The 15,704-nt window shown below is 41.2% G+C and carries 13 protein-coding genes and 1 pseudogene; 2 read left to right on the top strand and 12 right to left on the bottom strand.

Translation table 11 applies throughout. The annotated features are described in order from the left end of the window. Positions 1 to 400: 400 nt before the first annotated feature. Both M313_RS0113725 and M313_RS0113720 read right to left on the bottom strand, forming a co-directional pair. Complete coding sequence (locus tag M313_RS0113725; protein WP_010196308.1) at positions 401 to 1,300, bottom strand: deoxyribonuclease IV; 900 nt, start codon at positions 1,298 to 1,300, stop codon at positions 401 to 403. A gap of 72 nt (positions 1,301 to 1,372) precedes the next feature. Further along, complete coding sequence (locus M313_RS0113720) at positions 1,373 to 2,680, bottom strand: DEAD/DEAH box helicase (RefSeq protein ID WP_010196307.1); 1,308 nt, start codon at positions 2,678 to 2,680, stop codon at positions 1,373 to 1,375. A gap of 730 nt (positions 2,681 to 3,410) precedes the next feature. Here M313_RS0113720 and vrrA point away from each other — a divergent pair. After that, the gene (gene vrrA, locus M313_RS27010) at positions 3,411 to 3,512 is read left to right on the top strand and encodes a VrrA/YqfQ family protein (protein ID WP_083800936.1); all 102 of its coding nucleotides are present in this window, start codon (positions 3,411 to 3,413) and stop codon (positions 3,510 to 3,512) included. Positions 3,513 to 3,810: 298 nt separating this feature from the next. Next, positions 3,811 to 4,761, top strand: coding sequence for a 4-hydroxy-3-methylbut-2-enyl diphosphate reductase (locus M313_RS0113700; RefSeq protein WP_010196302.1), 951 nt, complete (start codon positions 3,811 to 3,813; stop codon positions 4,759 to 4,761). Positions 4,762 to 5,430: 669 nt separating this feature from the next. Here M313_RS0113700 and M313_RS0113690 read toward each other — a convergent pair. The 10 genes and pseudogenes from M313_RS0113690 to ccpN form a co-directional block, all read right to left on the bottom strand. Continuing rightward, entirely contained in the window at positions 5,431 to 6,549 is a 1,119-nt protein-coding gene (locus tag M313_RS0113690; RefSeq protein ID WP_010196298.1) for a Nif3-like dinuclear metal center hexameric protein, read from the bottom strand. Continuing rightward, positions 6,536 to 7,256, bottom strand: a pseudogene (locus M313_RS23625) (tRNA (adenine(22)-N(1))-methyltransferase). Before M313_RS23625 ends, M313_RS0113690 begins: the two are co-directional and overlap by 14 nt. 115 nt (positions 7,257 to 7,371) lie before the next feature. Beyond that, positions 7,372 to 7,743 carry a cytochrome c550 gene (cccA, locus tag M313_RS0113680; protein WP_010196297.1) on the bottom strand — a complete coding sequence of 124 codons (372 nt, stop codon included), beginning with the start codon at positions 7,741 to 7,743 and terminating at the stop codon, positions 7,372 to 7,374. 384 nt (positions 7,744 to 8,127) lie between these two features. After that, a complete protein-coding gene (locus M313_RS0113670; protein WP_010196292.1) occupies positions 8,128 to 9,267 on the bottom strand; it encodes an acyl-CoA dehydrogenase family protein in 1,140 nt (379 codons plus the stop codon). A 148-nt stretch (positions 9,268 to 9,415) separates the two neighbouring features. Beyond that, positions 9,416 to 9,940: a hypothetical protein gene (locus tag M313_RS0113665; RefSeq protein ID WP_010196289.1), complete on the bottom strand. Its 525-nt coding sequence runs from the start codon at positions 9,938 to 9,940 to the stop codon at positions 9,416 to 9,418. A 126-nt stretch (positions 9,941 to 10,066) separates the two neighbouring features. Then, positions 10,067 to 11,191 carry an RNA polymerase sigma factor RpoD gene (rpoD, locus tag M313_RS0113660; protein WP_010196287.1) on the bottom strand — a complete coding sequence of 375 codons (1,125 nt, stop codon included), beginning with the start codon at positions 11,189 to 11,191 and terminating at the stop codon, positions 10,067 to 10,069. Positions 11,192 to 11,236: 45 nt separating this feature from the next. After that, entirely contained in the window at positions 11,237 to 13,051 is a 1,815-nt protein-coding gene (gene dnaG, locus M313_RS0113655; protein ID WP_010196283.1) for a DNA primase, read from the bottom strand. 31 nt (positions 13,052 to 13,082) lie between these two features. Further along, positions 13,083 to 13,553, bottom strand: a complete 471-nt coding sequence (locus M313_RS0113650) for a YaiI/YqxD family protein (RefSeq protein WP_010196275.1) — start codon at positions 13,551 to 13,553, stop codon at positions 13,083 to 13,085. Positions 13,554 to 14,232: 679 nt separating this feature from the next. Then, the gene (locus M313_RS0113645; protein WP_010196257.1) at positions 14,233 to 15,042 is read right to left on the bottom strand and encodes a pyruvate, water dikinase regulatory protein; all 810 of its coding nucleotides are present in this window, start codon (positions 15,040 to 15,042) and stop codon (positions 14,233 to 14,235) included. A gap of 14 nt (positions 15,043 to 15,056) precedes the next feature. Continuing rightward, on the bottom strand, positions 15,057 to 15,686 hold the full coding sequence (gene ccpN, locus M313_RS0113640) for a transcriptional regulator CcpN (protein WP_029326506.1): 630 nt from the start codon (positions 15,684 to 15,686) through the stop codon (positions 15,057 to 15,059). Positions 15,687 to 15,704: the final 18 nt, after the last annotated feature.

Raw genomic sequence — 15,704 nt, 5'->3', positions numbered from 1 at the left:
TTTTTCATTCAAAAATAATTATAGTTTTTCAGTGGCCTCGCTTTGCCTGCGGGGTCTCAACCTACCGTTACTCTCCCGCTGGAGTCTAAGCCATTTGCTCCAATTCACAGCTGAAAATTACGTAAAAGGTACGTTCATGCATATTCAGTTAACACGGGTAAGTACTTTTCATATACCCTTCGTTGAATGAAGTCATCTTGTTGATTGCAGTGGAAGGCGCGCAGACGCCCGCGGGAGGAAGGGACAGGTGAGACCCCGGAGGCGCACGCCGAGGAGGCTCACGGACCGCCCGCAGGCAAGCGAAGCGCCTGGAACGGAAATCAACTGTAATTTGCACTTTCATTTTTTTAAAAAAGAAGCAAGGGCACTTTTTTTATGTCCCTTGCTTCTTTCTTATTAATCAATCATTCACAATTTTTGTTAAAAGCTCTTCATCAAACTGCTTGTTTTTTAACATGGCAATTTCATGTTTATATGGCGGCTTACGGTCTTTCTTATCTTCGCCGACATATGGTGTCTCCAAAATTTTAGGAATATGTTTCAATTGATCATGATGAACAATATAATTGATTGCATCAAACCCAATGTGTCCAAACCCGATGTTTTCATGGCGGTCTTTACTAGCACCACATGTATTTTTACTGTCATTTATATGAAGGACTTTCAGACGGTCTAAACCAATGATATCGTCAAACTGCTTCAATACTCCATCAAAGTCATTTACAATATCGTATCCTGCATCATGTACGTGACAAGTATCCAGGCAAATAGAAAGCTTTTCATTCAAATGGACTCCATCAATGATGGCAGCAAGTTCTTCAAAAGTTCGCCCACACTCAGAGCCCTTCCCTGCCATGGTCTCCAATGCAATTTGAACATTTTGCTCTTTTGTCAGCGCCTCATTCAACCCTTTAATAATCTGGCTGATACCCACTTCCCTCCCTGCACCAACATGCGCACCTGGGTGGAGGACAATCTGTTTTGCCCCGATTGCATCCGTTCTTCTTACTTCTTCAGCGAGAAAATTCACTCCGAGTTCGTAAGTTTCCGGCTTCTGGGAGTTACCAATATTGATGATATAAGGAGCATGTACAATGATTTCCTTTAATCCATGCTCTTTCATATGTGCAAGACCCGCTTCTATGTTAAGGTCTTCTATTTTTTTTCTTCGCGTATTTTGAGGAGCACCTGTATAGATCATAAATACGTTCGATCCGTAGGATGCAGCCTCTTCACTTGCTGCCAATAGCATCTTTTTCCCACTCATGGATACATGAGAGCCAATTAGTAAGTTTTCCACAACATCACCTCTTTTAAAATCAGTCTTTATTTTAACATAAGGATGCCGTGAAAGGTTATCCAGTTGCTCTTATTATCTCTTTTTCAAGCGACGTTGTCTTTTCTTGAATTGCTCTACTTCATATTTGTGTTTCTTTTTATAGCCTGGTTTAACTTTCGTTGATTTCTTTACGGATGTTTTTGCCGCTACATCGATTTCATTAATTTGTTTTTTACGGTTTTGTCGTTTGTTACGGGGGCCGATTTCTACCAATTCACCATTTTTGAAATCAATTTGGGTAAACTCTATCCCCATCTTTTCAATCTGAGCAAGCGCATTCTCATCTGTTGGTTCGTAAAGTGTAATGGCATTACCGGAATAGTCTGCACGTGCAGTACGTCCAACACGGTGAACATAGAAGTCAAGATCTGACGGAAGCTCATAGTTGATGACATGACTGACACCTGCAATATCAATTCCTCTTGCCGCAAGGTCTGTTGCCACCACATATTGATATTCCAATTCATTGATTTGCTTCATCATTTTTTTGCGTTCACGAGGGTTGAGATCACCATGGATTCTACCAACTTTTAACCCTTGTTCTAGCAATGCATCTGCCACTTCATCTGCTTTTTTCTTCGTGTTGGTAAAAACAATTGCCAAATATGGGTTATATTCCACAAGTAAATCATGCAATAATTTCGTTTTACTTTTCGATTTCACCGGCATAAGCAGATGCTTGATTTTAGCTGCCGTTACTTGTTTTGGAGCAACATGTGTATACTTTGGATTTTCCATGTATTTACGTAAGAAAGGTTTTAGCTTTTCAGGGATTGTAGCTGAGAATACCATGATTTGAAGGTTTTTTGGCATTGCTGCAGCAACCTTATCGATATCTTCAATGAATCCCATATCAAGCATAAGGTCGGCTTCATCTACCACAATTGTTCTCGCCGTATGGACTAACAGCGCATTTTCCACCATTAAGTCTTTAATACGTCCAGGTGTTCCAACTACTATATGCGGTTGCTGTTTAAGACGGTCAATTGTACGTTGTTTATCCGTACCGCCGATATAACAACGTGCAGTTATCATATCTTCTCCAGAACAAAACTTCGTGATTTTTAATACTTCTTGGTAAATTTGGTTAGCTAGCTCTCTTGTTGGAGCTGTGATAACTGCTTGTACTTCTTGTAAGGATGGATCAATTTTACTCAAGATCGGAATCAGGTAAGCATGTGTCTTTCCTGTTCCAGTTTGAGATTGTCCAATGGCACTTTCTCCATTTAATAAGGAAGGAATCATTCTTTCTTGGACTTCTGTCGGTTTTTGAAATCTAAGTTCTTTTACCGCTTCTAAAATGAACGGCTTTACATTAAACTTTTCAAACGTTGTATTCATTTATTTACCTCCACTTTTAAAATCATGCATGGAATATGTATCTATGTCATTATTTTAAAGTTTCTATTTTCATTCATGAGTTATTCGCGTTCCGTTACGTTCTGTTTAACCCCAAACAACTATTATAAAGCAGTTTTGTTTTTTTTGGCTACACTACGGTTGTGCCCAATCTTTCCAGACTATAAACATGCCAAGCACCATCCGCATAAATTATAGGAGACCAGAAAAGCTTGTTAAATTCCGGCAATTGAATAAAATGATTACTTTTCAAGAAAGAAAGGAGGATTACCATGTTTTTTGGACCAAATCGATCGATGCCACCTATGCAGCAACCAATGAGGCCTTCCCAGTTCCGCATGGGTCCAGGTCCCTCTCCATTTATGCAACAACCACAGAATAACATGTTTAATATGTTTAATATGCCCAATTCACCAATGTCCAATATGCCTAATCAGATGTTAAGAAACCCTTCCCCTTTTATGGGTGGAGCTGGGCGAGGAATGGGCTTAGGCGGAAATAGCGGTGGTGGTGGAGGTGGCGGACTGCTTGCCAAACTCTTCGGAAGAACAGGAGCCAGAAGCATCGGGAACATGGGCGGACTCGGTCAACTGGCCAATACAGGGCGCAGGTGGAGGGCTCGGTCAACTCGCGAACGCTGGAACTCTTCAACAACTCATCAATCCGAACAACCTGACAGGCATGCTTGGAAATGTTCAAAAAGCGTTAAAAAATGGCAGAGGGTGTCATGCCGATGGTTCAGCAATATGGACCTCTTGTAAGAAATGTGCCAGCTATGCTCAAGCTTTACAATGAACTGAAAAAATGTGGATGATGACGATGATACTGATACAGAGTCAACGGAGGAAGCAAAAACAAGAAGAGGTTGAAAGTGATAGTGCAGCGGAAAACAAACACCAAGAAAAAAGTAAAAAAAGCAAAACCAAAAGCCTACAGCCACTGACACTGAGCCAGAGGAAAAAACCTGCAGGCGGTTCCGCTCCTAAGCTTTATATCTGAAGTTCCTAATATCTTCTTTTGTACTAAACCTTCTTATTTATACTATAATAGACTGTAAGTAGTGAGAGAGTGTTTATCACTCTCTTATTTGATGTAAGGAGGGTTATCCCTATATGGAACTAATTAAAATCGCCCCTCGTGGCTTCTGCTATGGTGTAGTGGATGCTATGGTGATTGCAAGAAATGCAGCATTAGATAAAACATTACCACGACCAATCTACATCTTAGGTATGATTGTTCATAATAAACATGTTACAGACGCATTTGAAGAAGAAGGGATCATCACATTGGACGGTGCGAACCGCCTGGAGATCCTTGATCAGATTAACGAAGGTACCGTTATTTTCACTGCCCACGGTGTCTCACCGGAAGTGAAAGTCCGCGCAAAGGAAAAAGGTTTAACCACCATTGACGCAACATGCCCGGATGTTACACGAACTCATGACCTGATCCGCATGAAAGAGGCACAAGGGTACGAAGTTATTTACATCGGGAAAAAAGGACATCCAGAGCCAGAAGGTGCAGTAGGAGTTGCTCCTTCCATCGTGCATTTAGTGGAGACGCTTGATGACGTGGAAGCATTGGCGATTGATAGTGAGAAAATTATCGTAACTAACCAAACTACCATGAGTCAGTGGGATGTAGCCGACATCATGGTTAAGGTCCAAGAAAAATATCCACATGTCGAGCAGCACAAAGAAATTTGCCTTGCTACTCAAGTTAGACAAGAAGCCGTGGCAGAACAAGCGGGACAAGCCGATGTAACGATCGTTGTTGGGGATCCAAAAAGTAATAACTCTAACAGATTGGCTCAAGTTTCCCAAGAAATCGCGGGCACTCCTGCTTATCGTATTTCCGATATCAGCGAGTTGAATGTAGAGTGGTTAATGAATGCTGGCACAGTTGCCGTTACAGCAGGTGCTTCGACACCAACTCCAATTACAAAGGAAGTCATTCAATTTGTGGAACAGTTCGACCCGTTCAATAAAGATACATGGAACACAACGAAAAATGTACCTTTGCAAAAGATTTTGCCTAAAGTGAAAAAGGCGAAAACTTCGTAAGGTTAATTGATTGCACCCTCTTTTTGGAGGGTGTTTTTTGTTATGCTTAGAGGCTTAAGATTCCACAATGCAAATTGGAACTATACTGCTTCTATGTTACCTTTGATGCTTTTGTGGACGAGCTTCGGGCGTATAGAACCGGTCTATATTACCTTCCCTGCTATTGCAGACGAGCTTCGGGCATATAGAACCGGTCTATATTACCTTCCCTGCTATTGCAGACGAGCTTCGGGCATATAGAACCGGTCTATATTACCTTTCCTGCTATTGCAGACGAGCTTCGGGCGTATAGAGCCGGTCTATATTACCTTTGACGCCTTTGCCGAAGGGTTTCGAGCTTTAATTTAAGGCATTTCTCTCTGACCTTTTCCCCTTTCCTTGAAGTCTTTCGGGCACAGAGACGCCTTCTCTCTTACCGTTTTCCTTTTTCCCGAAGCCTTTCGGGCACAGAGACGCCTTCTCTCTTACCGTTTTCCTTTTTCCCGAAGTCTTTCGGGCACAGAGACGCCTTCTCTCTTACCGTTTTCCCTTTCCCCATAGTTTTCCGGGCACAGAGACGCCTTCTCTCTTACCGTTTTCCTTTTTCCCGAAGCTTATCGGGCACAGAGACACCCCCTCTTCCTAATAAAAAAGAAACGACCCAAAATGGATCGCCTCTCCAAACAAACATCACATAAATCTAAACGGATCTGTATTCGTCTCAGAAACTAAAACTTCAAGCTCCCAACTCTTCTCCTCCACGACCTTTTCCAATCGCTGAGCCACGCCTTTTTTCATAATCTTTTCAGCGTAATGCCCAGGATCGACCACGTTCAAACCAATTGCCATGGCATCATGTGCGGTATGGAAATAAAGATCCCCTGTCACATACACGTCTGCTCCGGAGAACTTTGCAGCATGGATATATTTATTTCCGTCTCCGCCTAAAACCGCTACTTTCTTAATCTCACTGTTCAAATCTCCGACCACACGGACATTTTCCACTTCAAGTCCTTTTTTTACATGAGAGGCAAAATCAGCGAGCGACATTCCTGACTTTAATTTTCCAACGCGCCCTAAGCCAAGTGCGTTCATATCGTTTTCAAGCTTGAAGACATCATAAGCAACTTCTTCATATGGATGTGCTTTGAACAGAGCCTTCATGACACGTTTCTCTATAGAAAGGGGATATACCGTTTCCACCTTCATCTCTTCCACTTTTTCAAGCTGACCTTTTTTCCCAATAAAAGGGTCTGTCCCATCTAAAGGAAGGAATCGTCCCTCCCCTTCCGTCGTGAAAGAACAGTGACTATAGTTTCCAATATGCCCTGCCCCTGCTTCTCCTAAAGCATTTAAAAGAGCTTCTGCATGAGACACCGGAACAAATACGCTCAGTTTCCGAAGTTCCTCTTGAAAAGTCGGCACTAACACTTTTACATCCTCTAACTCGAGAGCATCAGCAAGCAGGTCATTGACGCCCCCCTGTGCCACATCAAGATTCGTATGCGCCACATATACGCTGATATCATGCTTGATGCATTTAGTGACGATTTTGCCTGCAGCTGAATTATCCGTAACAGTTGGAAGCGCTCGGAAGATTGGCGGATGATGGGCTATAATCAAATCAACATTCTGATCTATTGCCTCGTCTACCACCTTTTCAAGCACATCAAGCGTTACCATTACCTTATGAATCGGCTTATTCAAAGTACCTATCTGAAGTCCAATTTTATCTCCTTCGACTGCATACTTTTTAGGGGAAAACTGTTCGAACCACTCAATAACCTGCAAGCCGTTAACTGTTTTCAATACCCAGTTCCTCCTCTACCAGTCTGATTTTTTCTGTAAGTTCTTTTCTTTTTTGTTCATTCGCTTCTGTGTGTCCCGCAGCATCGAGCTGCGCCACTATTTTTTTCCAATGTGCCAGCTCATGTGTCCACTTTTGGACAAAAACATCATTTCGCTCCTCCGCAAGAAACGGCCCCACAAGCAGATACGCATCTTTTTTTACAGCGTAAGGTTTTTCGCTTTCGCCACGTTCCGCTACCAGAATCTCATAGATCCTGCCATCATCCAGCAAAATTTGTTCAGCAACAAGTTCCCATCCATTTTCAAGCAGCCAGTCCCTGATTTTTTTTGTCACCAATATTCGGTTGAAGAATAAGCGTCTGAACTCCTGCCAGTTTATCCTTCCCCTTTTCAAGAATGGATTGTATCAGGGTTCCACCCATACCGGCAATGGTGATACAAGTAACTTCATTAGGAGAAATTACTTCCAATCCATCCCCTTTTCTGACTTCAATAACATTTTCTAATTCCGTTTTTCGAACCTGCTGAATAGCAGATTGAAAGGGGCCTTCTACTACTTCTCCGGCAATTCCTCTTTCAATCATTCCCTGCAAATAGGCATAACAAGGCAGATAAGCATGGTCTGAGCCGATGTCTGCCAATACACTGCCTTTTGGAATAAAAGAAGCGACTGCTTCTAAACGTTTTGAGAGTTTTAATTCATTCATGTCTGTTTCCTCTTTACTTATGTATTTGAATTCCTATGTAACAAGTATAAAAAAAAACCCTTTACAAATGCAAAGGATCTTTTATATGTGTAACATTTTGCTAAAAAAACAAATCTTACTCTTCGCCCTCTTCACTTTGAGCGCCATTTGCAAGCCACTCAGCAAGAACTTCAGCTTCTTTAGGTGTAGCCAGGTTAGCAGGCATAGAGCCTTGTCCATTAACAATAACGTTTTGGATCTCTTCTTGGGATAGACGGTCACCAACATCTGTCAATGCAGGTGCAGCACCTGCGCCTTCCAAGTTACCGCCGTGACAGCCGATACAAGAGTTTTGTTGGTAAAGTTCTTCTGCAGACAGTTCTACAGTTTCATCCTCACCGGATGCAATTTTTTCAGCCTGATCAAGTCCAACGAAAGATAATAGGAACATTAGTCCAAGACCTAAAACCGCGATAAATGCAAAAGGAATAAGCGGATTACGATTCATGCTATTCAAACCTCCTTATGTACATGTACGTGTGTCTTATCTTATACAAGCACTCTCTATTTTACTTTATATTTTACTATAGGAAAAGACTTAATTGCCAACTTCTCTCGTAAATTCACAGTTTAGACAAAAACCTTCATCACATAGATGAAGGTTTTTATATTTGTTGATTATATTGTACCTCAAAATAGGAAAAGTGATGTGTTTGTGGGAAAATAATTTTGATTGCATAGACACCGTTGTTGATTTCCGCAAAAGGCTTCGCTTTCCGCGGGGCGACCTTGAGCCTCCTCACTTCGTTGCGGGTCTCAACATTGTCGCTACTTCCCCCGCAGGAGTCTTCGCCTTTTGCTCCAATCAACAACTAGAATGTCTCAGCTTCAATTAAACTCCCAAAGATCTCGCAATTACCATTCTTTGTACTTCGGAGGTTCCTTCGCCGATTTCTAGGAGTTTTCCGTCGCGCATGAAGCGTTCTACGTGGTATTCTTTCATGTACCCGTAGCCGCCATGGAGTTGAACAGCTTGGTCTGCTATTTCCATGCACACTTCAGAAGCATATAGTTTACACATGGATGCTTCTTTGGAGAATGGTCGTCCTTGATCTTTTAGCCAGGCAGCTTTGTAAACCATGGTTCTTGCAAGTTCAAGTTTCATGGCCATGTCTGCCAGTTTGAATTGGTTAATCTGAAAACTCGATAAGGATCTTCCAAATTGTTTTCTTTCTTGAGAGTAAGCGAGCGCTCGCTCAAAAGCTGCCTGTGCAATTCCTACCGCCATGGCACCAATTCCTATTCGTCCTCCATCAAGAGTGATTAAGAACTGCCTGAAGCCCTCTCCACGTTTACCTAAAAGGTTTTCCTGTGGCACACGTACATCTTCAAGCACTAGCTCTGTTGTATTAGAAGCGTTAAGTCCCATTTTTTCATAGTTATCAATCACTTGAAACCCTTTGGCATCTGTTGGAACGATGACAGCAGAGATTTCTTTTTCATTCCCCTTTTTATCTGTGATAGCCGTTAACGCCAAATGCTTGGCATAGGATGCATTCGTAATGAAACATTTGTTACCGTTAATGATGTAATCTTCCCCATCTTCTACGGCAGTTGTTTGAGTACCACCTGCATCTGAACCGGCATTTGGTTCGGTCAATCCGAATGCACCGAGTGATTCGCCTGTACAAATAGGGACGAGGTAATTGCGCTTTTGTTCTTCTGTACCGAATAGGTTAAGCGGTGCCCCACCTAACGAAACGTGAGCGGAATAAGTAATACCTGTCGAGCCACAAGCTCTGCTCAATTCTTCTACGACAATCGCAAAGCTGACTGTATCAGCGCCCGCTCCTTCATATTCTTCAGGAAAAGGTAGTCCCATCATGCCTAATTGTGATAACTGTTGAAACACTTCAACAGGGAATTTTTTGTCCCGATCTCGTTGGAGAGCTCCTGGTGCAACTACTTCATCTGAAAACTCTCTAATTGTTTTCTTAATCATCGCTTGTTCTGACGTTAAATCAAAGTTCACAATCTTTCCCCCCTTGTTGTTTGGAAAACATTAGCAAGAGCTAGTATTTTTCTTCCATCCTACAATCTATTGAATACGCTTTCATTTGTATTATAATAGATAAAAGGGAATTTTCACAACTTTTAAAAATACCTAAATTATCAATTAGTTACATCAGTATAATGTTTGCAACAAGTAGGATCATTGTTATAATGGCTGAAATGTTTAAATAGTACCATTTCTTTATGTAGCCGATAAAAAACCACACCAGCGTCTGAAAGGTAATGATAATAAAGGTTAACGGTAGTTGGAAAGACAGAAGCTCCAGTAACTTTATGGAAAAAATCAGTGTGAGCAAGGCAATGACAAAGACTGGTATATGTATGTATAATTGTTCTTTTCGAAAAACAAAGTATCCGAATATAGAAAGTAAAACAAAAAAAGTTACCAGGAGCATTTGCAAATGAACTGGCATTTCAGTAAAATAAATGACAAGAAATGTTATTGGAACGAAGAGAGAAATTAGACATGCAAAAAAGGTGGAGTAAAGTTTCCCTCTTCCAATCGCTGGTTCCACTCCTTCACCTCCTGTATATAAAGCCAGTAAATAATCGCAATATTGGTCTGGTAGGAGACGATTTCTTTTCCAATACTTTATTTCTTGAATGATGGTTTCTTTTCGCTGTTTATTCACTTTGTTGACACTCCAATTACAAGTTTAAAAATTAATAACTGAATATTATAAAAGTATTGAATTGCAAAAAAAGAGAAATAGCTTACTCTTTTCAAGAAAAAGCAAACTATTTCCATAAGCCTGATTCTATTCAAGAAAATCTTTCAGACGTTTGCTGCGGCTAGGATGTCTTAGCTTACGAAGTGCTTTAGCTTCGATTTGTCGGATACGCTCTCTTGTTACTCCAAAGACTTTTCCTACTTCTTCTAGAGTACGAGTACGTCCGTCATCTAAGCCAAATCGTAGTCTTAATACATTTTCTTCACGGTCTGTGAGTGTATCCAGTACATCTTCAAGTTGTTCTTTCAACAATTCATATGCCGCATGATCGGAAGGCGAAGTTGCGTCTTGGTCTTCAATAAAGTCTCCAAGATGAGAATCATCCTCTTCACCGATTGGGGTTTCAAGTGAAACAGGCTCTTGGGCTATCTTGAGGATTTCACGCACTTTATCCGGTGTAAGATCCATGTCTTCTGCGATTTCTTCCGGAGATGGTTCACGCCCAAGGTCTTGTAACAATTGACGTTGAACACGGATAAGTTTGTTGATGGTTTCTACCATATGCACAGGGATACGAATCGTTCTTGCCTGGTCAGCAATTGCACGTGTTATGGCTTGGCGAATCCACCAAGTTGCATATGTAGAAAACTTGAACCCTTTACGATAATCAAATTTTTCTACCGCTTTTATCAGACCCATATTACCTTCTTGAATTAAATCAAGGAACAACATTCCGCGGCCTACATAACGCTTGGCTATACTTACAACTAGACGAAGGTTGGCTTCTGCAAGTCGACGTTTCGCCTCTTCGTCACCTTCTTCGATTCGGTTTGCAAGACTGATTTCTTCCTCAGCGGATAAAAGGTCCACACGTCCGATTTCCTTTAGATACATTCTAACCGGGTCATTGATCTTTACACCAGGTGGTACAGTTAAATCATTCAGGTCAAACTCTTCTTCCTTAGCTAGTTGCTGTGTGTTCGGATCATCATCAGATCCTGCTTCTCCGATGATTTCCACACCCTGTTCACCAAGGTATTCGTAGTATTCATCCATCTGATCGGACTCTATTTCAAAGCCAGCCATCTTCTCGGCTATCTCCTCATAGGTTAGGACACCACGCTTTTTACCTACTTCGGTTAGTTGTTCTTTTACTTGTTCGATGGTCAATTCTGTTTCCATCTCTTTTGATTGTGCTGATTTTTCAGCCATCAACTGTCCCCTCCTTCCAACATTGAACGCGATAAAGAGGTATATTTATTGTTTTAACTCTTTTTTCATTTGGATTATTTCCATCGCGATTTGTGCAGCACCAAGATAATCATTTTGTGCTTCTGCTTGTTTCTTATCTTGCTCTTTTTCTTTTATTGTTAACAATTTTGGATAATTAAACACCTGTTTCATATAATCATGTAGCACTGCATCACTTAATTCTTCCTCAAGTGTAAGCATCCCCAGTTCAGAAATGATTTTCTTGAGCGATTGCTCAGGGATACGCTCCATGAATATACTGATATTCGGCTCATAGCCTTCTTCGTAGAAAGCATACAGATAGGTTGCAATTGCACGATGCTCTTCGATGATAAAGGAGCCTTCAATCGAAGCTTGCACCTTCTCGGATACTGTCCTATCTTTGAGCATATGTGCTAGCAAATAGCGTTCTGCATTCAAATAAGCCGGTTTTAACGCTTGCGTGAAGATTTTAGGCTTGTTAGGTATATTTATTCTATTCTGCTCGTTATAATCCTTTTTTTGCATTAAAGATTTATACACTTGAAACTGCTGCTGCTTTAAAGCGTCCAACGAGATGGAAAATTCATCAGCTAATTGACGAAGGTAATGATCCCGTTCAACCGCTTTGGTCAGCATGCTAATCTCTTTCAGGACATCCTCCACATACCGCATCCGTTCGCCTTCATCTTTCATGTTCCTACCTTTACGTAAGTACCTGAGCTTAAATGCCATGAACGTTAAACTTGCCCCTATTACATCCTGCTTAAACGAGTCTGATCCTTTACTACGGATATAGTCATCAGGGTCCATTTTATCTGGCATCATGGCAATTCTTACGTAACATCCTTGTTGAATAAGGATGTTCGCTGCCCTGTAAGCCGCTTCTATTCCCGCATTATCTCCGTCATAACAGATAGTGACATTTTCAACATGCCTCCTAATAATGCGGGCTTGATCTTCTGTTAAAGAAGTTCCCATCGTTGCAATTCCATTAGGTAACCCCGCTCCATCCGCAGCGATGACATCGGCAAATCCTTCAAAGAGGATAACCTGTTCCTGCTTTCTTATATGAGGACGGGCCTGATGGAAATTGTAAAGAATTTTACTTTTATTAAAAAGTGGGGTCTCTGGTGAATTCAAGTACTTTGGTTCGCCTTCTCCAAGCACTCTGCCAGAAAAGGCAATAACATTTCCTTTATGGTCATGAATAGGAAACATGATTCGATTTCTGAAACGGTCAAAATATTCAGCTGTATGCTCCTTCTCAATTAGAAGGCCGGCCTTCTCCAGCAACTGCTGGTTGTAGCCCCTTTTCGTAAGGAATTTCAAAGCGAAGTCCCAACTGTTCAGTGCATAACCAACACCGAATTTCTTTAACGTTTCGTCAGTGAAGCCTCTACCAGTCACATAATCATATGCTTCCTGGCCTTCTTTTGTATTTAATAGTAAATGATGGTAAAATTTATGCAAAAGTAAATGTGCATCCATCATCCATTTCGTTTCTTTCGACTGGCCTGTTTGTTCTGTTGCGGTATACTCCGGTACTTCCACTTCTACATTGGAGGACTTGGCAAGTTTTTGAGCTGCTTCCACAAAACTGACGCCCTCGATCTCCATGATGAAATTGAAAGCACTTCCCCCGGCACCACAACCGAAACAGTGATAGATTTGTTTTTCTTGGGAAACAGAGAAAGAAGGAGTACTTTCACCATGGAAAGGGCAAAGTCCGAAATAATTCCTGCCTTGCTTCTTCAATTGCACATATTCACTTATTACATCAACAATGTCGGTAGACTGTCTGATTTGATCAATTGTTTGTTCAGGAATTCGATAATTCATAACAACACTCCGTGACTTACTATTTCTATCTCTATTCTGGAATTCCTGCAATTTTCGACAAAGTTTTTTTAAGTGATTGAACAAATCTTTCTCTGTCTTTCATCGAGAAAGCTTTCGGGCCCTTAGAATAGTTCCCTTTTCTCCGTTCTTTCGCAGATAGAAATCTCATATGCAAGCTCAGTTCCATTTCGCTCTCTTCATACTGTTTTCCACGAGGAGTGAGAACATAAACGTTTTTGGACACCAGCATGCTTGCTAGACCAATATCTTGAGTGACTACTACATCATCTTTCTTTGCATGATTCAAAATATAAAGATCTGCAGATTCTTTTTCATCATCCACATAGACCCAATTTCCTTCAGTTTTATTGGTCATGACATGGGAGTAGGAAGCTACGTAGCACACATCAACTTTGTATGTATGACTTATTCTACTTATTTCTTCTTTAACGGGACACGCATCTGCATCCACCAAAATAATAGGTTTGCGATTATTTTGCATGTTAAATGGTTTCTACATCCCTTCCCAAAAACCTTCTTTTTTCGATATGTTTTTTTGTAGTTGTCGAACGAAACTGTTATATTGCCCTTGACTTATAGCTATTTTTAGTTTATTCGATAATCCATCACTCTAAACCCTATCGAGGAATTTTTTTATCACAATTTTTTATTATAATATAAACTTTTCAAATTGACTACTGTTTCACATCGAATAATGGGTAATCTAAAGTCATAAAAAAAACTGGGCAAAAACTGCCCGGTCCTATAGTCGATTGTTTAATCGTCACTGTTGATTTCCGCAAACGGCTTCGCTTTCCTAGGGGCGACCTTGAGCCTCCTCGGGCTACGCCCTGCGGGGTCTCAACATTGTCGCTACTCCCCCGTAGGAGTCTCCGCCTATTGCTCCAATCAACAGCTATAAATTACAAGAACATAAAATTAATGCTTTCTCAGTTACCTGGTTAAATGCCTTTCATAAACCCCAGGTGAATGAAATAACTTTGTTGATTGAAGTGGAAGGCGCGTAGACGCCCGCGGGAGGAAGGGACAGGTGAGACCCCACAGGCTGAAAGCCGAGGAGGCTCACGGACCGCCCGCAGGCAAGCGAAGCGCCTGGAACGGAAATCAACGGGATTTATGCTTTCTTCCCTTTAAAAAAAGAGCACTCCTAAAAGCGCTCTTTACTTCAAACGGTTATTATAAATGTTAGAGATAAGGTTAGCTGTTTCTTCTACCGCCTTATTCGTAACATCTATCACGTCACAACCTATTTTATTTACGACTGTTTCAAAAAATGCCAACTCTTCTTTTATTCTTTCAAGATTTGCATATGCAGCTTTATCATTGAGCCCCAACGCTTTCAATCTTTCTTTTCGAATATCGTTCAGCTTTTCTGGCGAAATCTTTAGACCGAAGCATTTTTCAGGATTCACTTTAAAAAGTTCCTCTGGTGGATCTACCTCAGGAACAATCGGTACATTTGCTACCTTCAGGCGTTTATGTGCCAAATATTGGGATAAAGGCGTTTTGGACGTTCTAGAAACCCCCACCAACACGATATCCGCTTTTATGATTCCCCTTGGATCTCTGCCATCATCATACTTCACTGCAAATTCCACTGCTTCGATTTTTTTGAAATAATCATCATCCAATTGTCTTACCAAGCCAGGCTGATACTTTGGTTTAACACCATATTCCTGCTCCATTAAGTCCACAAGCGGGCCAATGATGTCATAGACCTGGACGCCTTCTTTCATAGCCAATTCTAAAAGATGCTTCCTCATTTCAGGAACAACTAGGGTAAAAGCGATGAGACCCTGATTAAGTTTTGCAATCGAGACTACTTCTGAAAGTGTTGCGATGTCTTCTACGTAAGGTATTCTTTTAAGATGGAAGTTCGCGCCATTGAATTGGCTGATTGCCGCTTTTACTGCCAGCTCTGCAGTTTCTCCGACTGAATCAGATACGATATATACGGTACGTTTCTCCATGATTCTCCTCCAATCTAGATAATTTCATCGAGTGCCAGGGCAACCAGCACTTTTGTAATATTCGTTTTTGTTATTCTACCGACTACTTCATAGCCTTTATCCGTTTGCTTAACGACTGGAAGAGCATCTATTTGTTTTTCAATCAGTTTTTTTGCTACATCAATAATCAAGTCTTCTTTAAAGCAGTACGTTACATTAGGCATTCGAGTCATAATTATATTTACTGGTATGGAAGTCAGTTCCTGTTTTCCGATACTGGCCCTTAATAGGTCCTTTCTCGAGAGCACTCCCACAATAATAGAGAAGTTGTCCACTACGAAAAGGGTTCCCACGTCTTCTAGGAACATGGTGCAAATTGCATCATAAACAGAAACACTCTCATGAACAACAACCGGTATGGACTGGTGATCATTCACCTGAATCTTATTTATCTTATCTGATAACAATTGCGATCCTGTTTTTCCAGTATAGAAATAGCCAACACGCGGGCGGGCATCTAAATAGCCTGCCATGGTCAAAATAGCTAAATCGGGACGAAGGGTTGCCCGAGTCAAGTTTAGTTGGTCGGCTATCGCTTCTCCGGTAATCGGTCCTTGTTCTTTGACTATTTGCAGTATAGTTTCTTGCCGCTTATTCAGTTCGATTTTCGTTCACCACCTATT

Source organism: Bacillus sp. m3-13, assembly GCF_000175075.1.
Taxonomy (GTDB): domain Bacteria; phylum Bacillota; class Bacilli; order Bacillales; family Bacillaceae_I; genus Sutcliffiella_A; species Sutcliffiella_A horikoshii_C.
The sequence above is the reverse complement of the archived record's forward strand: the minus strand, read 5'-3'. Positions and strand labels throughout refer to the sequence as shown.